At 74.7% G+C, this 23,699-nt stretch carries 17 protein-coding genes; 14 read left to right on the forward strand and 3 right to left on the reverse strand.

Annotated elements, in window-relative coordinates; all coding sequences use genetic code 11:
• The first annotated feature begins 110 nt into the window (after positions 1 to 110).
• From ACZ6AA_RS29840 to ACZ6AA_RS29855, 4 genes are all read left to right on the forward strand, one after another.
• Positions 111 to 7,400 (forward strand): amino acid adenylation domain-containing protein, encoded by a 7,290-nt coding sequence (locus ACZ6AA_RS29840; protein ID WP_471460998.1) that lies wholly within the window; start codon positions 111 to 113, stop codon positions 7,398 to 7,400.
• A 5-nt stretch (positions 7,401 to 7,405) separates the two neighbouring features.
• Positions 7,406 to 7,618, forward strand: a complete 213-nt coding sequence (locus ACZ6AA_RS29845; RefSeq protein WP_468456807.1) for an MbtH family protein — start codon at positions 7,406 to 7,408, stop codon at positions 7,616 to 7,618.
• Positions 7,619 to 7,689: 71 nt separating this feature from the next.
• The gene (locus tag ACZ6AA_RS29850) at positions 7,690 to 9,144 is read left to right on the forward strand and encodes a DHA2 family efflux MFS transporter permease subunit (RefSeq protein ID WP_471461398.1); all 1,455 of its coding nucleotides are present in this window, start codon (positions 7,690 to 7,692) and stop codon (positions 9,142 to 9,144) included.
• A gap of 60 nt (positions 9,145 to 9,204) precedes the next feature.
• Positions 9,205 to 9,930 (forward strand): transporter substrate-binding domain-containing protein, encoded by a 726-nt coding sequence (locus ACZ6AA_RS29855; RefSeq protein ID WP_471461002.1) that lies wholly within the window; start codon positions 9,205 to 9,207, stop codon positions 9,928 to 9,930.
• Between the two features lie 13 nt (positions 9,931 to 9,943).
• Here ACZ6AA_RS29855 and fes read toward each other — a convergent pair whose 3' ends face one another.
• Together fes and fhuB are read right to left on the reverse strand one after the other, a co-directional pair.
• Positions 9,944 to 11,161 carry an enterochelin esterase gene (gene fes, locus ACZ6AA_RS29860; RefSeq protein ID WP_471461006.1) on the reverse strand — a complete coding sequence of 406 codons (1,218 nt, stop codon included), beginning with the start codon at positions 11,159 to 11,161 and terminating at the stop codon, positions 9,944 to 9,946.
• A 140-nt stretch (positions 11,162 to 11,301) separates the two neighbouring features.
• The gene (fhuB, locus tag ACZ6AA_RS29865; protein ID WP_471461010.1) at positions 11,302 to 13,800 is read right to left on the reverse strand and encodes a Fe(3+)-hydroxamate ABC transporter permease FhuB; all 2,499 of its coding nucleotides are present in this window, start codon (positions 13,798 to 13,800) and stop codon (positions 11,302 to 11,304) included.
• Positions 13,801 to 13,902: 102 nt separating this feature from the next.
• Between fhuB and ACZ6AA_RS29870 the strand changes: the two genes are divergently transcribed.
• The 10 genes from ACZ6AA_RS29870 (at position 13,903) to ACZ6AA_RS29915 (ending at position 22,752) form a co-directional block, all read left to right on the forward strand.
• Complete coding sequence (locus ACZ6AA_RS29870) at positions 13,903 to 14,727, forward strand: 2,3-dihydro-2,3-dihydroxybenzoate dehydrogenase (RefSeq protein WP_468456815.1); 825 nt, start codon at positions 13,903 to 13,905, stop codon at positions 14,725 to 14,727.
• Positions 14,728 to 14,863: 136 nt separating this feature from the next.
• Complete coding sequence (gene dhbC, locus ACZ6AA_RS29875; protein WP_468456817.1) at positions 14,864 to 16,072, forward strand: isochorismate synthase DhbC; 1,209 nt, start codon at positions 14,864 to 14,866, stop codon at positions 16,070 to 16,072.
• Positions 16,069 to 17,757 (forward strand): (2,3-dihydroxybenzoyl)adenylate synthase, encoded by a 1,689-nt coding sequence (locus tag ACZ6AA_RS29880; RefSeq protein WP_468481385.1) that lies wholly within the window; start codon positions 16,069 to 16,071, stop codon positions 17,755 to 17,757. Before dhbC ends, ACZ6AA_RS29880 begins: the two co-directional genes overlap by 4 nt.
• A 26-nt stretch (positions 17,758 to 17,783) precedes the next feature.
• Positions 17,784 to 18,416 carry an isochorismatase family protein gene (locus tag ACZ6AA_RS29885; protein ID WP_468456821.1) on the forward strand — a complete coding sequence of 211 codons (633 nt, stop codon included), beginning with the start codon at positions 17,784 to 17,786 and terminating at the stop codon, positions 18,414 to 18,416.
• Positions 18,413 to 18,658, forward strand: coding sequence for a phosphopantetheine-binding protein (locus tag ACZ6AA_RS29890; RefSeq protein ID WP_468456987.1), 246 nt, complete (start codon positions 18,413 to 18,415; stop codon positions 18,656 to 18,658). Before ACZ6AA_RS29885 ends, ACZ6AA_RS29890 begins: the two co-directional genes overlap by 4 nt.
• Before the next feature lie 87 nt (positions 18,659 to 18,745).
• Positions 18,746 to 19,756: a phosphotransferase gene (locus tag ACZ6AA_RS29895; protein WP_471461020.1), complete on the forward strand. Its 1,011-nt coding sequence runs from the start codon at positions 18,746 to 18,748 to the stop codon at positions 19,754 to 19,756.
• Between the two features lie 86 nt (positions 19,757 to 19,842).
• A complete protein-coding gene (locus ACZ6AA_RS29900) occupies positions 19,843 to 20,025 on the forward strand; it encodes a hypothetical protein (RefSeq protein WP_468456825.1) in 183 nt (60 codons plus the stop codon).
• Positions 20,022 to 20,753, forward strand: coding sequence for a hypothetical protein (locus ACZ6AA_RS29905; RefSeq protein WP_471461025.1), 732 nt, complete (start codon positions 20,022 to 20,024; stop codon positions 20,751 to 20,753). The genes ACZ6AA_RS29900 and ACZ6AA_RS29905 overlap by 4 nt, the downstream gene beginning before the upstream one ends.
• Positions 20,750 to 21,682: a DUF6895 family protein gene (locus ACZ6AA_RS29910; protein ID WP_471461028.1), complete on the forward strand. Its 933-nt coding sequence runs from the start codon at positions 20,750 to 20,752 to the stop codon at positions 21,680 to 21,682. Before ACZ6AA_RS29905 ends, ACZ6AA_RS29910 begins: the two co-directional genes overlap by 4 nt.
• A complete protein-coding gene (locus tag ACZ6AA_RS29915) occupies positions 21,679 to 22,752 on the forward strand; it encodes a serine hydrolase domain-containing protein (RefSeq protein WP_471461031.1) in 1,074 nt (357 codons plus the stop codon). Before ACZ6AA_RS29910 ends, ACZ6AA_RS29915 begins: the two co-directional genes overlap by 4 nt.
• On the opposite strand, the gene ACZ6AA_RS29920 is transcribed toward ACZ6AA_RS29915, so the two are convergent.
• Positions 22,749 to 23,675, reverse strand: coding sequence for a branched-chain amino acid transaminase (locus ACZ6AA_RS29920; protein WP_471461035.1), 927 nt, complete (start codon positions 23,673 to 23,675; stop codon positions 22,749 to 22,751). The genes ACZ6AA_RS29915 and ACZ6AA_RS29920 overlap by 4 nt on opposite strands.
• Positions 23,676 to 23,699 lie beyond the last annotated feature (24 nt).

The following is a 23,699-nucleotide window of genomic DNA, read 5'->3' on the forward strand; positions in this document are numbered from 1 at the left end:
GTGCGGGGGCGGACGGAACGGCTCGCGCCATCGCCCCCGAGAACATAGCTTAGGCTTACCTAACTTCGCGCTGGTGGTCCGGTGCGCTCGATCCCCGAGGAGTTGTACGCATGCATCCGCGTCCGGACGACGTGTTCCCGCTGCTGACGCCGCAGGCCGGTATCCACTACGCGCAGCAACTGGACCCCGGCGGCGCCGCGTTCCACACCGCGGACCTCATGGAGATCCACGGCGCCCTGGACGAGGACCGGCTGGAGCGCGCCGTGCGCCGGACCGTCGCGGAGGCCGACACGCTCCGCCTGCGCGTGACCGAGGCGGGCGGCGAGCCGCGGCAGTGGGTACGGGACGCGGCGTACGCGACGGATGTGCCCGTGCATCGGATCGACCTGCGCGCCGAGGACCGGCCGGAGGAGGCCGCCGACGCCTGGATCCGCGCCGACCTGGCCCGCCCGGCCGACGCCGGGGACGCCGGGGACGGGCACGGCCTGATGACGCAGGCCCTCATCCGGATCGCCGACGACCGCACCTGGTGGTACCAGCGCGTCCACCACATCGCCGTCGACGCCTACGCCCTCCAGCTGATCGGCCGCCGCGTCGCCGAGCTGTACACCGCGTTCACGGCCGACCCCGAAGCATCCGCTCCCGCCTGCCGTTTCGCGCCCCTGCGGGAACTCGTCGAGGACGAGGCCCAGTACCTGGCGAGCGACCGCCTCGCCACCGACCGGGCGTTCTGGGCGGAGCGCATGGCGAACGCCCCCGCGCCCGTGACGCTCTCCGGGCGCCCCGCGACCGGCGCCACGGGCGAACTCCGCAAGGCGACGGCCGAACTGGCGGGCCTCGACCGGATCTCCGCCGCCGCCACCGCCGCCAAGGCCACCTGGGCGGAGCTGGTCGTGGCCGCCGCCGCCACCTATCTGCACCGGATCACCGGCGCCCCCGAGGTCGTGCTCGGCCTGCCCGTCACCAACCGCCGCGCCCCCGCCGCCCTGCGCACCCCCGCCATGACGGTGAACGTGCTGCCGCTGCGCCTCGCCGTCCGCCCCCAGGACAGCGCGGCCGAACTGCTGCGCCGCGTCGTCCTGGAGATCCGCGCCGTGCGCCGCCACCAGCGCTACCCGCAGGCGGACCTGCGCAGGGACCTCGGCCTCGGCTCCGCCGCCGCGCCGCTCACCGGGCCCATGGTCAACGTCAAGCCGTTCGACGGCGACCCCCTCGACTTCGCGGGCCTGCCCGGGACCGTGCGCAATCTCGCCGCGGGCCCCGTGGAGGACCTGGCGATCGGAGCCTGGCCCAGCCGCGACGGAGGCCTCGCCGTCAGCCTCGACGCCGCCGCCGACCGCTACGACGCCGACGAACTCACCCGCCACCAGGCCGCGTTCCAGCACCTCCTGCGCGCCCTGGCCGACCAGCTCCTCGACGACCCGCACCGCCCCCTCGCCGCCCTCGACCTGATGGCCGCCGACGAGGTGCGCCGCGTGACGTCGGGCCGGACCGAGGAGCCCGCGACGACGACCGTGCCCGCCGCCTTCGCCGCGCAGGCCGCCCGCACCCCCGACACCGTCGCCGTGCGCTGCGGCGAGCAGGCCCTCACGTTCGCCGAACTGGACGCCGCCGCCAACCGGCTCTCCCACGAACTGGCCGACCGGGGCGTCACCGCGGAGAGCCCCGTCGCCCTCGCCCTGCCGCGCGGCACCGACATGGTCGTCGCCCTGCTCGCCGTCCTCAAGGCGGGCGGAGTCTGCCAGCCTCTGGACCTCGGCCACCCCGCCGCCCGGACCCGGGCCGTCCTCGCGGACGCCAGGCCCGTGTGCGTGCTCGGCACGACCGACACCCTGGCCGCGCTGCCGTTGCACACCGTGCCCGAACTCGCCCTGGACGAGCCAGGAGTGCGGGCCGCGCTCGCGGAGAGACCCGCCCTGGTCCCCGCGGCGGCGCCCGCCCCGGACAGCGCCGCCTACGTCATCCACACCTCCGGCTCCACCGGGCGCCCCAAGGGCGTCGTCGTCACCCACGCCTCCCTGGCCAACCTCCTCGCGGGCCACGGCAGCGACCACATCGCCCCGGCCGTCGCCCGCACCGGCAGCGCCCGCCTGCGCGTCGCCCACAGCGCCTCGTTCGCCTTCGACGCGTCCTGGGACCCCGTCCTGTGGATGGTCCACGGCCACGAACTGCACCTGCTCGATGACGTGACGTACCGCGACCCGGCGGCCCTCACCGCCTACGTCGACGCCCACCGTGTCGACTACCTCGACGTCACGCCCTCCTACGCGGAGGCGCTGATCGCCGAGGGCCTGCTCGACGAGGGCAGACACCACCCCGCCGTCCTCGTGGTGGGCGGCGAGACCGTGCCGGAGCCGCTGTGGCGGCGCCTGTCCGCCGTCCCGGGACTGCATCCGCTCAACCTGTACGGGCCCACGGAGACCACCGTCGACGCCTACTACTGGACCGGTGCCGACGCCGACGGGCGGCCCGTGCGCGCCGGCAGCGCCTACGTCCTCGACTCCAGCCTGCGCCCCGCCCCCGACGGCGTGGCCGGGGAACTGTACGTCGCGGGCGCCTGCCTGGCCCGCGGCTACCTCGGACGGCCCGACCTGACCGCCGAGCGGTTCGTGGCGGACCCGTTCGGCCCCGCGGGCGGCCGCATGTACCGCACCGGGGACCTGGTGCGCCGCCGGGCCGACGGCACCCTGGAGTTCCTGGGGCGCACCGACGACCAGGTGAAGATCCGGGGCTTCCGGATCGAACTCGGCGAGATCCAGAGCGTCCTGGCCGCGCACCCCGATGTGGCGCAGGCCGCCGTCATCGCCCGTGAGGGCGCCACGGGCAAGCGGCTGCTCGCGTACGCCGTGCCGCGCACCGGCGCGGGGGCGGAACCCGGCACCGGCGTGGACCTCGCCTCCGGCGCGAACCCCGGCGCCGGCGCGGACCTCTCCACCGGCCTGGACCCCGCCACCCTCCGCGACCACCTGGCCGCCGTCCTCCCCGAGCACATGGTCCCCACGACCGTGACCCTCCTCGACGCGTTGCCGCGCACCGCCAACGACAAGCTCGACCACCGCGCCCTGCCCGAGCCGGAGACCCCCGCCGCCGGGACGCCCGACGCTTCGGCCGCCACCGCCGATCCGTACACCGAGATCATCCGCGGGCTCTTCGCGGACCTCCTCGGCCTCGACGGCCCGGTCGCCCCCGACGCCGGGTTCCTCGACCTCGGCGGGCACTCGCTGCTCGCGGCGCGGCTCGCCGCCCGCATCAGAGAGACCTTCCACGCCGCCGTCTCCCTCGCCGACGTCTTCCGCGCCCCCACGCCCGCCGGGCTCGCGGCGCTCGTCCGGGCCCAGGAGGTCGAGAGCGCCCCGGGCGACGACCAGGACACCGCGCCCGTCACCCCCGTCCCCCGCACCGGCGACCTGCCCCTGTCGCCCGCCCAGCAGCGGCTCTGGTTCCTCCACCGCCTGGAGGGTCCGAGCGCCACGTACAACATCCCGCTCGCCCTCGGCCTCGAAGGCCCCGTCGACCGGGACGCCCTCACGCTGGCCCTGCACGACCTGAGCGCGCGCCACGAAACGCTGCGGACCGTGTACCCCATCGCGGACGGCGCCGCCGACGACCTGCCGTGCCAGCGGATCCTCGCCGCGGACGACCCCGCGGCCCGGCCGGTCCTCCACCTCGCCGCGCCCGGCGACGACCTCGGCGGCGCCGTCCGCCACTGCTTCGACCTCGCCGCCGAACCCCCGCTGCGCGCGACGCTGTTCACCACAGGACCCGACCGGCACACCCTCCTGCTGCTCCTGCACCACATCGCCGGTGACGGAGCCTCCACCACACCCCTCGCCCGTGACCTCGCCACGGCCTACGCCGCCCGGCTCGCGGGCCGCGCCCCGCAGTTCGCCCCGCTGCCCCTGCAGTACGCCGACCACGCCGCCCACCAGCAGCGCCTCCTCGGCCCCGCCCAGGCACCGACGGCACTCGCCGAACGGCACCTCGCGTACTGGAAGCAGGCCCTCGCGGGACTGCCCGACCAGTTGGAACTGCCCGCCGACCGGCCCCGTCCCGCCGTCGCGTCGCACAAGGGCGACACCGTCCCCTTCCACCTCGACGAGGCCGCGCACACCGCCCTGACGCGGCTCGCCCGCGCCACCGGCACCAGCGTGTTCATGACCGTGCAGGCCGGGCTCGCCGCCCTGCTCACCCGGCACGGCTGCGGCACCGACATCCCCCTCGGCACGCCCGTCGCGGGCCGCGCCGACGACGCCACCGCCGACCTCGTCGGGTTCTTCACCAACACCGTGGTGCTGCGCACCGACACCTCCGGCGACCCCACGTTCCGCGCCCTGCTCGACCGGGTGCGCGCCACCACCCTCGGCGCCCACGAACACGACGCGCTGCCCTTCGACCACCTCGTCGAGGCGCTCAACCCGGCCCGCTCCCTGGGCAGGCACCCGCTCTTCCAGACGATGCTCGCCTGGCAGTCCGTCCCCGACACCGCCTTCCCACTCGGCCCCGGCCTCACCGCCCGCATGACCGCCGTGCCGTCCGGCACCGCCAAGTTCGACCTGACCCTCAACGCCGGGGAACTGCCCGGCGGCGGCATCGGCGGATTCCTCGAATTCCGCACCGACCTCTTCGACCGCGCCACCGCCCAGGCACTCGCCGACCGCCTCGCCCGGCTGCTCACCGCCGCCGCCGACGCCCCCGACACCCCGCTCGCCCTCCTGCCCCTGCTCGGCCCCGAGGAACTGCGCCGCGCCCTGGTGGACGGCAACGCCCAGGCCCTGCCCGGCGGCCACGCCGAGCCCGCCACCCTCGCCGAGCGCTACGAGGAAGCGGCCCGCAGTCACCCCCACCGCATCGCCGTCAGCCACGACGGGCAGCAGCTCACCTACGCCGAACTGTCCGCCCGCGCCCACCGCCTGGCCCGGCTGCTCGCCGCCCGCTCCATCGGCCCCGGCTCGATCGTGGCCCTGGCCCTGCCCCGCTCTCCCGAACTCGTCACCGGGCTCCTCGCGGTGTCCCTGTCCGGCGCCGCGTACCTGCCGCTCGACCCGGACTACCCGGCCGAGCGCCTCGCGTACATGCTCGAAGACGCCCGGCCCGCCGCCGTCCTCACCGACACGGCCACCGCGCCCCGGCTGCCCGCCCACGACCTGCCGGTCCTCACCGTCGACGGCGACACGACCGGCTCGTACGCGGACACACCGCTGCGCGACGAGGACCGCACCAGGCCCCTCGCCCCCGAGGACCCGGCGTACGTCATCTACACCTCCGGCTCCACCGGACGCCCCAAGGGCGTCGTGGTCTCCCACCACAACGTCACCCGGCTCCTGACCGCCACCGACCACTGGTTCGGCTTCGGCCCCGACGACGCCTGGACGCTGTTCCACTCCTACGCCTTCGACTTCTCCGTGTGGGAGCTGTGGGGCGCCCTCCTGTACGGCGGCAAGGTCGTCGTCGTACCGCACCTCACCAGCCGCGACCCGGGCGCCTTCCTGCGCCTGCTCGCCGAGGAGCGCGTCACCGTCCTCAACCAGACGCCGTCCGCCTTCTACCAGCTGGCCGCCGCCGACCGGGACGCGCCCGGGACCGAACTGGCGCTGCGCTACGTCGTGTTCGGCGGGGAGGCGCTGGAGCTCGGACGGCTCGCCGACTGGTACGAGCGGCACGCCGAGGACGCGCCGACGCTGGTCAACATGTACGGCATCACCGAGACCACCGTGCACGTCACCTACTTCCCGCTCGACCGAGCCACCGCCGCCGCTGCCACCTCGTCGACCATCGGCGTGAACATCCCCGACCTGCGCGTGTACGTCCTGGACGACCGGCTCCAGCCGGTGCCGCCCGGTGTCACCGGGGAGATGTACGTGGCGGGCGACGGCGTGGCCCTCGGCTACCTGGGACGGCCCGACCTGACGGCCACCCGGTTCGTCGCCGACCCCTACGCGCACCTCTTCGGGGCGCGCGGCAGCCGCATGTACCGCTCCGGCGACCTCGCGCGGCGCCGCGCCGACGGCACCCTCGAATACTTCGGGCGCGCCGACCACCAGGTGAAGATCCGCGGCTTCCGCATCGAACTCGGCGAGATCGAGGCGGTCGTCGCCGCGCACCCCGACGTCGCGGACGCGGCCGTCGTCGTCCGCGAGGACACCCCCGGCGACAAGCGCCTCGTCGGCTACGCCGTGCCCACCCCGGGAGCGGACGGCCCGGACGCTTCGGAGCTGCGCGAACACGCCGCCCGGCACCTGCCCGTCCACATGGTCCCCTCCGCCGTCGTGCTCCTCGACCGCCTCCCGCTGACCGGCAACGGCAAGCTCGACCGCAAGGCCCTGCCCGCGCCCGGCGCGCCCGCGGCCACCGGTGGCGGCCGCGCCCCGCGCACCCCGCGCGAGGAACAGCTCTGCGTGATCTTCGCCGACGTGCTCGGCCTCGAACGGGTCGGCGCCGAGGACAACTTCTTCGACCTCGGCGGGCACTCGCTGCTCGCCGTGCGCCTCGCCGCCCGCGTCCAGGCCGCGTTCGGCACCGACGTGTCCATCGGCACCGTGTTCCAGTCGCCCACCGTCGCCGCCCTCGACGCCGTGCTCGACGCCGACCGCGAGGACGACCCGCTGGACGTCCTGCTGCCACTGCGTCCGGCCGGGGACCGCGCCCCGCTGTACTGCGTGCACCCCGCCGGCGGGCTCAGCTGGTGCTACGCGGGCCTCATCCGGCACCTGCCGTCGGACGTGCCCGTCTACGGCCTCCAGGCCCAGGGCGTCGGACCCGCCACCGCCGCCGAACCGCTGCCCGCCACCCTCGAAGAACTCGCCGCGCACTACGCGTCCCGCGTCCGCGAGGTCCAGCCCCACGGTCCCTACCGGCTCCTCGGCTGGTCCACCGGCGGCATCATCGCGCACGCGATGGCGGCCCACCTCCAGGCCGAAGGCGAGGAGGTGCAGCTCCTCGCGATCCTCGACGCCTACCCGGCCGAGGGCTTCCGCGACCTGCCCGAGTCCGACCGCGCCGAAGCGCTCGAATCGCTCCTCACGATGGGCGGCTACGGCCCCGACAGCCTGGAGGGCAAGGCGCTGACGACCGCCAACGTCGTCGACGTGCTCCACCGCGAGAACAGCCCCCTCGCCGCGCTCCCCACCGCGACCATCGAGGCCCTCGCCGACATCTACCTCAACACCAACGACCTGGTGCGGCGCTACGACCACCGCCGGTTCGACGGCGACGTCCTCTTCTTCCGGGCCACCGTCGACACCATCGACGACGCCCTGACGCCCGACACCTGGACGCCCTATGTGAGCGGACGCGTCGACAACACCGATGTCGCCTGCTCCCACAAGGACATGACCCTGCCCGAGCCGATCGCGCACATCGCCCGCGTGGTCGCCGACCGCCTGACCGATCTGGAGAAGTGACCCCCATGTCCGTGACCGGCGACGCCCCCGCCAACCCCTTCGACGCGGACGGCCCCACGAGCGCCTTCGTCGTCCTTGTCAACGAACGGCGGCAGCACTCCCTGTGGCCGTTGTTCGCAGCCGTCCCCGACGGCTGGACGGTCGTGTACGGGCCCTGCCCGCGCGCCGCCGCGCTGGAGTGGATCACCGCGTGTGACGCCGGGGCGCTCGCCCGGTGAAGGACAGCCCCGCAGACCCGGTGAACAACTCCGAGGCGAACCCGGCGAAGGACGGCTCCGTACGCGCACGCCTGCTCTCGCCGAGAGCCGCCGTCGTGGTCGTCTACGTGGCCGCGATGTGCATGAACGGCCTGGACTCCACGATCGTCAACCCGGCGCTGTTCACCATCGCCGAGGACTTCGGCCGTCCCGTCTCCGCCGCCAACGCCGTCGAGACGGCCTTCCTCGTCGCCCTCGCCCTGACCCTGCCCGTCGCGGGCTGGCTCGGCGACCGCTGTGGCACCAAGCGCGTCTTCCTCGGCTCGCTCGCGGTGTTCACCGCCGCCTCCGCGCTGTGCGGACTCGCCCAGGACCTGCCGACGCTCATCGCGGCCCGCGCGGTGCAGGGCCTCGCGGGCGGCCTGCTCACCCCGGTCGGCATGACCCTGCTCTTCCGTACGTACGCCCCGCACGAACGCGGCAGGCTGGCCAAGGCGCTCATCGTCCCCACCGCCCTCATGCCCGCGCTCGGCCCGCCGCTCGGCGGCCTGCTCACCGAACACGCCTCCTGGCACTGGCTGTTCTTCGTGAACGTGCCCGTCGGCCTCGCCGCGCTCCTCATCGGTGTCCTCGGCCTGCGCGAGCACGTCGAGGGCACCGAAGGCCCCTTCGACCGCACCGGCTTCTGGCTCGCCACCCCGGCCCTCGGCCTGCTGACGTACGCCCTCGGGTACGGCCCCGCACACGGCTGGAGCAGCCCGCCCGTGGCCGCCGCCGGAGTCCTCGGCGCGGTCCTCCTCGTCGCCGCGGTCCGCCACCTCCGGCGCACCGCCGAACCCCTCCTGCGCCTTCGCCTGTTCACCGACCGGAACTACGGGACGGCCTCGGTGCTCGCCGTCCTCACCGCCGCCGGACTCATGGGCCTGCTCTTCGTCTTCCCGCTGCTCTACCAGGCGGCCATGGGCGCCTCCGCGCTCGACGCCGGGCTCAGCGTGTTCCCCGAGGCACTCGGCCTGATGCTCGCCTCCCAGCTCGTGGACCGGCTCCTGCCGCGCCTCGGCCCCCGCCGTCTCACCGTGCCCGCGCTCCTCCTCGCCACCGCCGTCTTCGCCCTCCTCGGCGTGCCCGGCGTCGCCGACGACGCGTGGACGGTCCGGCTCCTGATGTTCCTGGTCGGCCTGGTCCTCGGCACCGCCGTACTCACCGTGCAGCTCGCCGGGTTCGAGTCGATCGCTCCGCCCGACATGGGCCAGGCCATGGGGCTCTTCCAGATCGTCCGCACCCTCGGCGGAGCCGTCGGCATCGCGCTGTGCGCGGCCGTCATCGGAGGCGGCGGCCACGGTGGCACCCCGGACGCCGGACCGTTCCGGGCTGCGGTGTGGGGGACGGCGGCGCTGGTGGCGGTGGGCGCGCTGGTGGCGCTGCGCCTTCCGGCCGAGGCACCGCAGCCGCCGCCGTACGAGGACGAAGAGTACGAGGACGAAGAGTACGAGGACGAAGAGAAGGACGAGGCGGAGAGGGAGGAGGGGGACGCGGTGGTGGCCTGAGGCACGCTCGGGCGGGGTCCGCCCGGTGGGCGCCCGCCCGGCGTTCCTAGACTCGGCCCCATGGAGATCACCGACATCGTCGCCCTCGCCCGTGACCTCGCCCCCACCGGCGTGCTCCGCGCCTCCGTGAACCTCGGCAACCCCGTCCTCGCCCAGGGCACCCTGGACGCGCCCCGCGGAGTCACGGTCGACCTCGCCGGTGAGACGGCCCGGCGCCTAGGCCTGCCCGTCGAGTTCCGGTGCTTCGACGCGGCCCGCAAGTCCTACGAGGCCATGGCCACCGGGCAGGCCGACCTGTGCTTCCTCGCCGTCGACCCGGCCCGCGAGGCGGAGGTCGCGTTCACCGCCCCGTACGTGCACATCGAGGGGCTGTACGCAGTCCCGGCCGACTCGACGCTGCGGACGCCGCAGGACGTGGACCGCGCGGGAGTCCGCATCGGGGTGAAGCAGGGCTCCGCGTACGACTTGTATCTGACGCGCACGCTGCGCCACGCCACCGTGGTCCGGGGCCCCGAGGGCGTCGACGTCTTCCACTCCGAGAGGCTGGAGGCCGGGGCGGGCATCCGGCAGCCACTGACCGCGCACGTCGCCGCGCGGCCCGAACTGCGGCTGGTCGAGCCCGCGTTCATGACCATCCGGCAGGCCGTGGGGACGACCAGGGACCGGCGTCCGGAGACGGTGCGGTTCCTGAGCGAGACGGTGGCCGAGCTGACGGCGTCCGGGTTCGTCGCCGAGGCGCTCGGCCGGTCCGGTCAGGATCCGGCGCTGGCCGCCCCCGTGGCGTGACCGAGCCGCCCGCTCAGCGTTCCGAGAGGAGCGCCGTCAGGCCCGACGCGAGGCCGCCCCGCCAACAGGCGTAGTCGTGGCCGCCGTTGAACTCCGCGTACGACACGTCGTAGCCCTGCTCCTGGAGGACGTCCCGCAGCCTGCGGTTCTCCTCCAGGAGCATCCACTCCTGGAGGCCCACTTCGAGGCGGAGGCGCACCGGTCGGCGCGGGGTGGACGCGTACTGCCGGGTCAGCCACTCGGTGCCGCGCTCGTCGTCGGGCCACCAGAACGACCCGGACTGGGACAGCGCGAGGCCGAACCGGTCCGGGCGGTGATGCGCGGCGAACGCCGCGGTGAGGCCGCCAGCGCTCTGGCCCGCCACGACCGTACGCTCGGGCCGCCTCTCCGTGCCGTACCGTCCGGCCGCCCACGGCAGCAACGTGTCCGCCAGCCAGTCGACGAACGGCCCGCTGCACGACAGGTCCTCCATCCGGCGGCCCATCGTGTCGACGAGCAGCGCGACGGTCGGCGGCAGCGCGCCGTCCGCGTGCAGGTTGTCGAGGACATCGCCGACGCCGAGGACGGGACCCCACATCTCGCCGTCCAGGAGCACCGCCACGGCGTACGGGCCGCCTTCCGGGGTGTGGCCGGGCGGCAGGTGCACGGTGATCCGCCGCCCCTGTACCTCGGCTTCGACGCCGCGTCCCCGGGGCACGCCGGGCCTGCGGCCGGTGTGCGGCTCCGCGGGGGCGTCCTGGAGGGACACGATGGACGCGGGGGAGCGGCCGTCGCGGGACGGCAGGGCGGGGGCGGGGTTCAGGGGGTCGGGAACCGCCGCGTCCAGTACGGCCCTCCAGGACGCCCGGTCGGTGCGCAGGACGTCCTCGCGGGAGCCGCGGTGCGGCAGGAACTGGTACGAGGCGCGGTGGTCGGCGCGCAGCCGGTGGCCGATCGCCCAGACCGAGGTGCCGTCCACGTGGTCCATGAGATGGGCGGTGAGATCGCCCGCGTGCCGGGCCCGGTCGGTGACGGTGTGCAGCAGCGCCAGGACGTCCGACACAGGCGCCGCGGGGTCGTCGCGCCACACGAACGTGACCAGACGGTACGCGGGGTCGCCCTCGGGGTCGGGTTCGACGAGCGGGGTGCCCAGCGCCTCCGCGCGGAGCCAGAACTCCGCTTCCGCGCCCGCGACCTGGGCGCGGACGGCCTGACGCAGGGAGCGCAGGAGGGGGCTGCGGGTGTCGGTCACGTGGGGTACCTCTCACGGGTCGAGCGGGGCGGGACGGGGCGGTGCCGGGAGTGATGGCGGGGGAGCCCTGTTGGGTACGGCAGTTGTCTCCGTGGGCGAGCTGTCTCGGGTACGGCAGCTCTCTCGGCGAGGGAGCCGTCTCAGACGCGGGTCGCCGCCGAGCGGCCCAGCAGCACCCACAGCAGGAACGGCCCGCCCAGGACGGTCGTGACGATGCCCACGGGCAGTTCGGAGCCGGAGAACGCGATCCGTCCGAGCGTGTCGGCGGCGACCACGAGGACGGCCCCGGTGAGCATCGAGCCGATCAACGGCACCCGCAGCGGCCCGGCGAGCCGCGACGCGATCACCGGCGAGGCCAGCGCCACGAACCCGACGGGACCGCAGACACCGACGGCCAGACCGGCCAGCGCCACCGCGAGCAGCAGACAGACGACGCGGGTACGGGCGGGGGCCGAACCCAGGGAGGCGGCGGTGTCGTCGTCGAACCGCAGCACCGCCAGATGCCGGGCGACGGCCAGGGCCACCGGAATCAGCACCGCGAGGCCGATCAGGACCGGCACGGCGACCGAGTAGCCGCGGCCGTTGAGGCTCCCCGAGGTCCACACGTACAGCGAACTGGCCGAGTTGAGGGAGCGCCGGGACAGCACGACCTGGGTGACGGCGGAGGCGAGGGCCGACATCGCGAGGCCCACGACGAGGACCCGGTAGCCGCGTTGGCCCACCCCGCCGGACACCGCGGTCACCACGATCACGGCGATCAGCGCGCCGAGCGGCCCCGCCCACCAGGCGCCGAACGAGCCGGACGCGCTGAGGGTGGCGGAGAGCAGGACGGCCGCGGTGGCGCCGTCGTTGACGCCGAGCAGTTCGGGGGTGGCGAGGCGGTTGCGGGCCAGGGTCTGGGTGAGGCAGCCCGCGAGGCCGAGGGCCGCGCCCGCGACGAGCCCGGCGACGATCCGGCCGAGCCGGAACTTCTGCACGAGCAGCACGTCGAAGCGGTCGCCCTGGCCGAGGACGGCGTGGAAGGTCCGGGAGATGCCCATGTCGCTCTGCCCGGCGTACGCGGAGAGGACGACGGCGCAGGCGAGGAGGGCGGCGAGGCCGAGAGCGGCGAAGGCGGGGCGGCGGGCCACGAGGAACGAGATCGGGCCGGTGCGCAGGGCCATGAGGCCGTCGGTGCGTTCGGGACGGAGAGGGCGGAGGGGGCGGAGGGGGCGGATGGGGCTTTTGGGTCGGCCATGCTGAGCGGGGCTTGCGGGGCTGGCAGAGCTGCCGGGGTGGCCCGGGCTTTCGGGGTCGCCGGCGCCGCGTGGGCGATCAGCGCCGCCCGCCCGGCCGAAGCGCACGGCACGCGACACCAACGCCCGCACCGTCCCCCCGAGTCGCCGCCCGCCGCCGCCCGCCTCCTCCGTGGCCGGGTCCGTCATCCCCATCGTCGCGAGCTGCTTGGAGCGCACGATGCCGATGAGGACCGGCGCGCCGATGAGCGCGACGATGACGGACACGGGTGCCTCGAAGGGTCGGGACACCACGCGGGCGGCGACGTCGGCGGTGGTGAGGACACCGGCGCCGACGAGCCCCGCGAGGACCAGGCGCACCGCGAGCCGGGGCCCCGCGAGGGAGCGGGCCACGAACCCGGCGAGCAGGCCGAGGAAGGAGATGGGGCCCGCGAGCGCCACGGCCGCGGCGGTGAGCAGCGTCACGGCGACGGCGACGACGGTACGGATGACCGACGGCCGGTGGCCGAGGCCGCGGGCCAGGTCGTCGCCGAGGGCCAGTGCGGAGAGGGGCCGGACGACGAGCGCGGCGACGAGCAGTCCCACGCCGAGGACCGGGGCGAGGCGGGCGAGTTCGCCATACCCCTCGACACCGGCGAGCGAGCCGAGCACCCAGAACCGGAAACGGTCGTACGTCTCGGCGGAGTTCACGACGACGACGCTGGTGAGCCCGCCGAACGTGGCGCCGAGGGCCGACCCGGCGAGCACCAGACGCATCGGGGAGCCGCCGCCGCGCCCGGCGATGAGGAGGACCAGGGCGCTGGCGACCACGGCGCCGACGAACGCGCAGACCAGGTAGGCGTATCCGGAGTCGAACCCGAGGAGCGCGATTCCTGCGACGACGCCGAGGGAGGCGCCCGCGTTGACCCCGAGCAGGCCCGTCTCGGCGAGGGGGTTGCGGGTGACGGCTTGGAGGAGGCACCCGGCCACGCCGAGCGCGGTGCCGACGAGGACGGCGGTGAGGGTGCGGGGCAGCCGCAGGTCGCCGATGACGAGGGCGAGCCGCGCGTCGTCGCGGGCGCCGCCACGGTCGAGGAGATAGTCCAGGGCACCGCCCGGCCCGACCTCACCGGCCCCGATGGACAGCGACAGGGCGCACAGCACCAACAGGAGGACGGCGAGGCCCGCGAGCCAGAGACGGATCCGGCGCCGTGCGCGGTCCGGAGCGGACGGCCGGTCGGTGACCGGGCCCGCCTGCTCGCGCGCGGCGTCCGGCCCCGTCTCCCGTACAACCGCCTCCACCGCCGACGGCGGGACCGCGGTGCTGGCCGAAACACCACCCTGCGCGGGTGTGTCGGTCAACTGCCCCGGTGACGGGTCCTCTTCGGCTGCGGGATGTGACGTACCCGTGCGCTGCGACTGCATGAAGTGAGGTTAGCCTAACCAAACAAGCGGTCGAGATGGGGTGGTGTCGCGCTCGATTCGTCTAAGGTTAGGCTTACCTAAGAACGACGGGGGGAGTTGATCATGCCCATACCCATATCCGGCGACCGCACGGAACTGGCCGACCGGACCGCCCTGGTCACCGGGGCCGGACAAGGAATCGGCGCGGCCGTGGCCCGGCTGCTGGCCACCGAAGGTGCCCACGTACTGGCCACCGACCGCACCGCGGACGGTCTGAAGGAGCTGACCGCCGAGCCGGTGGGCGACCCGCCCCCGCGCGGCGCCACCGTTACGGGCACCATCACCGCGCAGGTCATGGACGTCACGGACGCCGCGGCCGTCGAAGCCGCCGTGAACGCCGTCGAACGCGACCGCGGCCCGCTCGACATCCTGGTCAACGTGGCCGGAATCCTTCGCCCGGGTCCGGCCGTTGAGCTCAGTGACGAGGACTGGGCGGACACCTTCGCCGTGAACACCACCGGCGTCTTCCACACCTCCCGCGCCGTCGGGGCCCGCATGGCCGCGCGCGGCAGCGGCAGCATCGTCACCGTCGGCTCCAACGCGGCCGGAGTGCCCCGCACCGGCATGGCCGCCTACGCCGCCTCCAAGGCCGCCGCGGCCATGTACACCAAGTGCCTCGGCCTCGAACTCGCCCGCAGCGGCGTGCGCTGCAACATCGTCGCCCCCGGATCCACCGACACCGCGATGCAGCGAGCCCTGTGGACCGACGACGCGGCCCCGCAGCGGGTCGTCGACGGCGACCCCGCCACGTTCCGCACCGGCATCCCCCTGGGCCGTATCGCCGCGCCCCGCGACATCGCGGAGGCGGTGCTGTTCCTCGCGTCCGACCGGGCGCGGCACATCACCATGCAAGAGCTCTACGTAGACGGCGGCGCCACCCTGCGGTGACCCGCCGCGCCCCTCGCGCCTCGCCCCCGCACGTCCGCCGCCACCGGCAGAACACACGTGCCCTCACTCACCCCCCCCGCACCCGCGGCCGTACCTCCCACCGGAGGCGCGGGCCCCGGGAGAAACGGAGCCCTCCGTGTCGACGGCACCCGATGTCGCCACACATGTCCCCGCCCTGGCCGACCCGGCCCACCCCGCCGTAGGAGCTGCCACCGCGCTCCTCGCCGACTACCGGCCGGGCGCCCGCTTCCTCGGTACCCCCACCCGCACCCTGCTCGGGCAGGGAGCGCACAGTGAAGTGCCGCACGACGAGAGACCGTTGGCGGCGCGGGTCGCCCAGACGCTCGGGCAGGCCCGCGCGGACGGGGCCGAGTCGCCCGTCGTCATCGGGGCGGTGCCCTTCGACCAGACGGCCCCGGCCGCCCTCGCGGTGCCCGCTGCCCTGCGCACCGCGCCGCCGCTGGCCGCCGACCCGCTGATCGCGCTGCCCGCCGAGTCGCCCGCCCGCGTGGACTGGCGCATCCGCCAGGTCCCCGCGCCCGAGGTGTACGGCGCGTCCGTGGCCGCCGCCGTCGACCGCATGTGGCGCGGCGAGTTCAGCAAGGTCGTCCTCGCCCGCACCCTCGAACTCGACTGCGCCGAGCCCCTCGACGTCCCCGCCATGCTCCAGCGCCTGGCCCGGCGCGACGCCGGCGGCTACACCTTCGCCCTGCCGACCGGACCCGCCCGCACCCTCATCGGCGCGAGCCCCGAGCTCCTGGTGTCCCGGCGCGGGCGGCGCGTCATCGCCAACCCCCTCGCGGGCTCCATACCGCGCAGCGACGACCTCGCCGAGGACGTGCGCCGGGCGGCCGCGCTGCTGCAGTCGGCCAAGGACCTGCACGAGCACGCCGTCGTCGTGGACGCCGTCCACCAGGCCCTCGCGCCCCACTGCGCGGACATGACCGTCCCCGCGAAGCCCACCCTGATCCGCACCGCCGCCATGTGGCACCTGTCGACGACCGTCACCGGCACCCTCGCGGGCCCGGGCGCCTCCGCCCTCGAACTGGCCTGCGCGCTGCACCCGACGCCCGCCGTCTGCGGCACGCCCACCGACACGGCCCGCGAGGTCATCCGCGACAGCGAGCCCTTCGACCGCGGCTTCTTCACCGGCATGGTCGGCTGGGGCGACGCCGCGGGCGACGGCGAATGGGTCGTCACCATCCGCTGCGCGGAGGCCGAACGGGACTCCCTGCGCCTCTTCGCGGGCGCGGGCGTCGTCGCCGCATCCGAGCCGGAGGCCGAGACGGCGGAGACCGCCGCCAAGTTCCGTACGTTCCTCGCCGCGGTGGGGGCCGAGCTGTGACCGTCGCGTCCGACACCGCGCGGGAGTCCCAGGCGCCCACCTGGCCGAGGGAGTTCGCCGAGCGCTACCGCGCCGCGGGCTGGTGGCGCGGCGAGACCTTCGGGAGCGTGCTGCGCGAACGGGCCGCCGCACACCCCGACCGGATCGCCGTCGTCGACCCCGCCACCGACCGCCGCTGGACCTACGGCGAACTCGACATCCGCGCCGACCGGCTCGCCGCCGGACTGCTCGCCCGCGGCATCACGGCGGGCGACCGCGTGGTGGTGCAGCTCCCCAACATCGCCGAGTTCTTCGAAGTCGTCTTCGCGCTGTTCCGCGTCGGCGCGCTGCCGGTGTTCGCGCTGCCCGCGCACCGCGAGACGGAGATCGCCTACTTCTGCCGCTTCACCGGGGCCGCCGCCTACGTCATCGCCGCCGAACACAGCGGCTACGACTACCGGACGCTGGCCGCGAAGGTCCGCGCCGACGTGCCCACGCTGCGGCACGTGTGGGTCGCGCAGGGCGAGCCGGGGGAGTTCGAGGCCCTCGCCGACGTGCCCGTCGAGCCCACCGAGCCCGTGGCCGGGCCCGCCCCGCACGACCTCGCGTTCCTCCAGCTGTCGGGCGGCTCCACCGGCGTGCCCAAGCTCATCCCGCGCACCCACGACGACTACATCTACTCGCTGTGGGGCTCCAACGAGCTGTGCGGCGTCGACGAGAACAGCGTCTATCTGTGCGCGCTGCCCGCCGCCCACAACTTTCCGCTGTCCTCACCGGGAACCCTTGGCGCCCTGTACGCCGGTGCCAGGGTGGTGCTCTGCCCCCAGCCCGCGCCCGAGACCGCCTTCCCGCTGATCGAGGCCGAGGGCGTCACCCTCACCGGCCTCGTCCCGCCGCTGGCGCTGCTGTGGACGGAGGCCGCCGCGACGACGACCCACGACCTCGGCAGCCTCGACGTGCTCCTCGTGGGCGGCGCCAAGTTCAGCGAGGAGGCGGCCCGGCGGGTCAGGCCCGCGCTCGGCTGCACCCTCCAGCAGGTCTTCGGCATGGCCGAGGGGCTCGTCAACTACACGCGCCTCGACGACCCCGAGGAGACCATCGTCACCACGCAGGGCCGCCCCATCTCCCCGGACGACGAGATCCGGGTCGTCGACGACGAGGACAACGACCTGCCCGTCGGCGCCACCGGCCATCTGCTGACCCGCGGCCCCTACACCATCCGCGGCTACTGGAACGCGCCCGAGCACAACGCGCGTTCCTTCACCGCCGACGGCTTCTACCGCACCGGCGACATCGTCCGGCTCACCCCGACGGGCCACCTGGTCGTCGAGGGCCGCGCCAAGGACCAGATCAACCGGGGCGGGGAGAAGATCGCCGCCGAGGAGATCGAGAACCACCTCCTCGCCCACCCCGCCGTCCACGACGCCAACGTCGTCGGCGAACCCGACCCGTACCTCGGCGAACGCACCTGTGCCTACGTGATCCTCAAGGCGGGCGCCGAGCCGCTCAGGCCCGTCGCCGTCAAACGCTTCGTGCGCGAGCGCGGCCTCGCGGCGTACAAGGTGCCCGACCGCGTGGAGTTCGTGGACGCGTTCCCGCAGACGGGGGTCGGGAAGATCTCCAAGAAGGACCTCAGGGCCGGTGCCACCGACACCGGCAAGGCCCCCGCAGCCGACCCCGCCGGGCCCCGCCCCGGCACCCTCTGACCAGCCGAAACGGAAAACTCAGCATCATGGCCCTGCCCGCCATCACCCCCTACCCCCTGCCGACCGCCGCCGACCTGCCCGCCAGCCGCGTCGACTGGAAGGTCGACCCGGCCCGCGCCGTGCTCCTCGTGCACGACCTGCAGAACTACTTCCTGTCCGCGTACGACACCGAGGCCGCGCCCGTCCCCGGACTGCTGGCCAACGTGCGCGGACTCAAGGAGCGCGCGGCCGCCCTCGGCGTGCCCGTGCTCTACACCGCCCAGCCCGGCGGGCAGACCCCCGAGGAGCGCGGCCTCCAGCAGGACTTCTGGGGCTCGGGACTCCCGGACGACCCGCACGCCGCCGCCATCGCCGACGCCGTCGCGCCCGCACCGGAGGACAAGGTCCTCACGAAGTGGAAGTACAGCGGGTTCGTCCGCACCGACCTGGAGGAGCACCTGCGCGCCCTCGGCCGCGACCAGCTGGTGATCACGGGGATCTACGCCCACATCGGCGTGCTGATGACGGCCTGCGACGCGTGGATGCGGGACATCCAGGCCTTCGTCGTCGCCGACGCCGTCGCGGACTTCTCCGCCGACGACCACGCGATGGCGCTGCGCTGGGCCGCCGGGCGCTGCGCCGTGGTGACCACCACCGACTCCGTACTCGAAGGGAACTGACCGCCGTGACCCCGACCCTGACCCTGGATCAGCTCCGCCAGGACATCGCCGACGTCCTCGGCGAGGAGCCCGCCGACATCCCCCTCGACGAGAACCTCGTCGACTACGGCCTCGACTCGGTGCGCCTGATGACACTGGTCGGCCGCTGGCGCGAGACGTACGGAGTGGACGTGGCGCTCACCGACCTCGCCGAGCGGCCCGCCATCGACCAGTGGGCGGCGCTGCTCGAACTCCCCGCCTGACCTCGGGCAGAGCCCTTCCCCGTACGCTGGCGGCGGGCGCGCCGCGCCAAATGCCCGCCGCCGCACGGTGGTTGCTAGCGTGCGGGCATGAAGGCGTTTCCTGAAAATCTACGAAATGAAACCCTCTCACGCGGTCTCGCGGCCTACGGCATCGCGCCCACAGCGCTGACCTACGCGCCCGTCGGCTTCGGCGACCACCACTGGAACGTCACCGGTGACGACGGGCGCGACTGGTTCGTCACCGTCTCCGACCTGGAGCACAAGGCGCACTGCGGGCCGGACGCCGCCACGGCGGGCACCGGACTGCGCCGGGCCATGGACACGGCGCTGACGCTGCGCGCCCGCGACGCCCTGGAGTTCGTCGTCGCCCCCGTCGCCGCCACGGACGGGAGCTCGGTGGTGCCGCTGGGGGAGCGGTACGCCCTCACGGTCTTCCCCCATGTCGCGGGCCGCACCGGCGAGTTCGGCGACCGCCTCGACGACGCGGACCGCGACCGCGTCCTCGGCCTGCTCGCGCGGCTGCACGGCAGTACGCCGCCCGCCACCACGCCGAGCACCCCCCTGGAGCCCGCCGGTCTCACCGGCGTCCACGCGGCCCTGGCCGACCTCGGCGGCACCTGGTCCGGCGGCCCGTACGCCGAACCGGCCCGCCGCCTGCTCGCCGCCCACACCGCGACCCTGCGCACCCGCATGGCCGACTTCGGCGCGCTCGCGAGCCGCGTACGCGGCGGCGGCGCCCCGCTCGTCGTCACCCACGGCGAGCCGCACCCCGGCAACCTCATCCAGGGCGCGGACGGTTATCTCCTCGTGGACTGGGACACGGTCGGACTCGCCCTGCCCGAACGGGACTTGTCGCTGCTCGCGGACGACCCGGCCGCGCTCGCCCACTACGCCGGGCTGACCGGCCGGGCCCCCGACGCGGCCGCGCTGGAGCTGTACCGGCTGCGGTGGAGCCTGCTGGACGTGGCCGAGTTCACCGACTGGTTCCGCGGCCCGCACGAGGCGACCGACGACACGCAGGTGGCGTGGGACGGGTTCGCGGAGACGCTGGAGCAGTTGGCCGATAGGGGCCGCGGCGCGGTGATCGATTCGAACTGAACAGACAATAATGATGAATTGCCATAAACTGGGGCAAGGGTGGGCGTCACTGGATGTAGTGGCGACGTCTATTTGAGGAGGCACCGATGCTTGCTCAGCACACACCGCTTCTTGTCGCTCCGACGGACGCCATGGCGCTCGGTACGGCCATGGTGGAGCCTGAGGCGGCCCTGAGCGACGCGCCGACGTACGCGCCCGAGGCGGCGGGATTCCTGCTGCTCCTCGCGCTCGTATCGCCGAAGGAGCCGAAGGAGCCGAAGGGCAAGTGAGTCCTGATCGGTCGCAGACGGCGTACGCCGCTTCAGCGGCTGACCTGGCTGTTCGTGCCCTCGATGCCCTCCGGGGCATCGGGGGCACCGCCATGGTCGCCGAGCACGTCGAACGTGCGGACGACCCCAAGGCGGCGCTGGCCGCCATCCGGGTGGTCGGCGCCGACGCCTTCGCCCCCTACCTACTGGCCGACGCCGTCCTCCACCCCCAGGACGCGGCCGCCGTCACCCAGTCCTTCGCCCTCTTCCCACCCCCGGTGAACACCCCCGACCCGCCACCCGCCGGGGCCGCCGAACCCTGGGTCGTCGCCTGGCGCGACTGGGCCATGGCCGCCCTGCTCGCCCGCCTCACCGACGCGGGCCCGGGCGGCGTCCTGGCGCCACGGCCCGCGGGAGCCCCCGAGCCCGACACCGGCTGGCAGCGCTGGTCCGTCCGCATGGGCCAGCTCTCGCCGCTCGCCCTGCCCGGACTCGAAGGACCCGTGCACTCCGCCGCCCGCGCCGCCCCGCTCGCCCTCGCGCGCGGCGCCACCCGCGCCGTGCTGCGCCGCGACTTCCCCACCGCCGCCCGCATCACACGCTGGCTCGCCCTGCTCGGCGCCGAGGGCGTCCCCCTCCCGCTCGACCCCGTGCCCCTGCTCGAACACCTGCGCCTGCACGGCGGCGGCCCGCGGCTCGCGCTCGACGTCGCCATCGCCCGTCGGCTGCTCGGACTGGAGACCGTATGACGGCGTCCGTGACGCGGACCGCGCACCAGGTGAGCGCGCGGGCCCTGACCTGGCTGCACACCCACCGGGAGCTCGGCGCCCTGCCCGCCGACACCACCGCCGACCTCGGTGATCCGGACAGCGTCTACAAACCCCTCGGCGAGAGCGCTCTCGCCGCCTCGCTCGTGCTGCGCGAGTCCGCCGCGGGCGGCACCGAGCTGCGCCTGGCCCGTGAGCTGATGGACTTCTGCTGGCGGCAGTTCGGCGACGGCGACATGCTGTACGAACGGCTGCTGCGGTACTCGATGATGACCGACCCGCTGGAGACGTACGCGCCCTTCGCCCGCTGCGGCATCCGCCACGAACCCCTGGAACGGCTGCTCGCCCACACCAGCGGACTGCGTTCGGTGCGCGGCGCCGAGGTCCTGCCCAACCGCAGGCTCGCCGTCGCCAACGCGGCCCGCGTCGCGGGCCTCGACCAGGGCGCGCACGCCTACGACTGGCCCGGCCTGGCCCGCGCCACCTGGCTCGGCGCCGTCCCCGAGCCCTGGCTCATCGACTGGATGACCGGCTACTGCGTCACCCACACCGTCTTCCACCTCACCGACTGGGGCGGCCACCCCGCGGGCCTGCCCGACGACCTCGCCGCGTACGTGACCACCTGGCTGCCCGTCTGGATCGACATCTGGGCCGAGATCGAGCAGTGGGACCTGGTCGCCGAGCTGATGATCGTCGGCTCCTGTCTGCCCGAGCCGTACTGCGAGCCCGCCGACTGGGAGCGGCTCGCCCGCGTCCAGCACGCCGACGGCCTGGTGCCGCGCGACGGCGACCCCGTCGCCGACGACCCCGGCCGCCGCTTCGAGGACCACCAGCACACCGCCGTGGTCGCCGCCATCGCCGGCACCCTCGCGGTCTCCCGCACCCTGGGCGGGGCGGCGGAGCAGCGGTGAGCCCGGGGGAGCCCGCCTGGGCGGTGAACCTGCTCGCCGCCCTGCGCGCCGCCGCCCCAGGTGCCAGCGCGGTGGCGGTCGCCGTCCGCCGCGGCCCCGACCACGCCGTCCTCGCCACCGGCTCCACCGCGCTGCGCGGCGCCGCGGCGGCGGACCCCGACACCCGCTTCGAGATCGGCTCCCTCACCAAGACGTTCACCGCCCTGCTGCTGGCCGAGATGGTCGCCCGCGGCGAGGTCGCCTACGACGACCCGATCTCCCGCTTCCTGCCCCGCACCGCCACCCCGCACCTGCGCGGCGCCCCCATCACCCTGCTGCACCTCGCCACCCACACCTCCGGCCTGCCCCGGCTTCCCCCAGGACTGCTGCGCAGCGGGGCGACCACCTGGTTCAGCAACCCGTATGCCGCCTTCTCCGCCACCGACCTGCGCGCCGCCCTCGCCCGCACCCGGCCCCGCGCCGCCCCCGGCACCCGCGTGCGCTACTCCAACCTCGGCGTCGGCCTGCTCGGCGCCCTTCTCACCCACGCGGCCCACGGACCCGGCGCCCCCCTCGCGCCCCTGCTCGCGGCCCGCGTCCTCGACCCGCTCGGCCTCACCCGCACCAGCTGCACCGCCGACCAGCCCCAGGCCACGGGCTACTGGCACGGCAGAGCGCGCCCCACCTGGCAGATCCCCGCCCTGCCCGGCGCGGGAGCGGGCCGGTCCAGCGCCCGCGACCTGCTGACCTCCCTGGACGCCCTGCTCGACCCGGCCTCGGCACCCGCCGCCGTCCCCGCCACGCTGCGCACCGCGCTCGCCGACGTCACGACGCCCCGGATCGCCCTGCCGCGCACCGGCCGCCGCATCGCCCTGATCTGGAACATCCGTCCCCGACCGACCCACGACCTCTACCACCACTCCGGCGGCACCCGGGGCTTCACCGCCTTCGCGGGCTTCAGCCCGCACCAGCACGTGGCACTCGTCGCGCTCGCCAACACGAGCCCCGCCCTGACCGGCACGTTCATCCAGCGGGCGTACCTGGAGCTGTGGGCGCTCGCCCAGGCCGCCGAGCCGCGCCGGAGCGCCTAGGCACGAGGGCGCGGCACGGGAGTCAGCCAGTCGGGCGACGGGGTGTTCTTGCCGGTCACCGCGTCCTGATACGCGTCCCGCAGCGCGGCCGTGACGGGCCCGGGGGCGGGCAGCGCCGTGGGGCGGTCGTCCAGGGACTCGACCGGGACGACACCGATGGCGGTGCCGGTGACGAACAGTTCGTCGGCCGTGTAGGCCTCGGCGTGGGCGAGCGGCCGCTCGCAGACGGGAATCCCGGCCGCGCGCGCGAGGTCGAGGACCGTGGCGCGCGTGATGCCGGGCAGGATGCCGTCCTGCACCGGAGGGGTGTGCAGGACGCCGGACCGTACGACGAAGACGTTCGCGGCCGAGCCCTCGGAGAGATGACCGGCCGACGTCAGCATGAGCGCGTCGTCGTAACCCGCGCGCAGCGCCGCCAACTTAGCGAGCGAGGAGTTCAGATACGCGCCCGTCGCCTTCGCCAGCGGCGGGATGGTGTCCTGGTGGTTGCGCCGCCAGGCGCTCGTCATCAGCCGCCAGGACCGCGCAGGCTGGTCCTCCCACGCCCACGCGGCGAGTGTGACGCGTACGGCGGACAGGTCCAGGGCCACCCCCATGCTGCCGTAGCCGAGATACACCAGCGGGCGGACATAGCGGGGGCCCGCCCCGCCCGCGGCGACGAGTTCGGTCGTCGCCGTGGCCAACTCGTCCTCGGTGAAGGGGATGTCCATCCGGTACACGCGGGCGGAGCGGACGAGCCGCGCGAGATGGTCGCGCAGCCGGAACACGGCGAGGGTGCCGTCCACCGTCGGATGCGCGCGGATTCCCTCGTACACCGCCCAGCCGTAGTGCAGGGACTGCGTCAGGACGTGCACCTTGGCCTCGTCCCAGGCGACGAGGCGGCCGTCCATCCAGATGTGCTCGGCGGGGGAGAGGGCGCTCATCGGATGCTCCTCGTCATGGGGTGC

It is taken from the genome of Streptomyces sp. NPDC040610 (assembly GCF_055594065.1).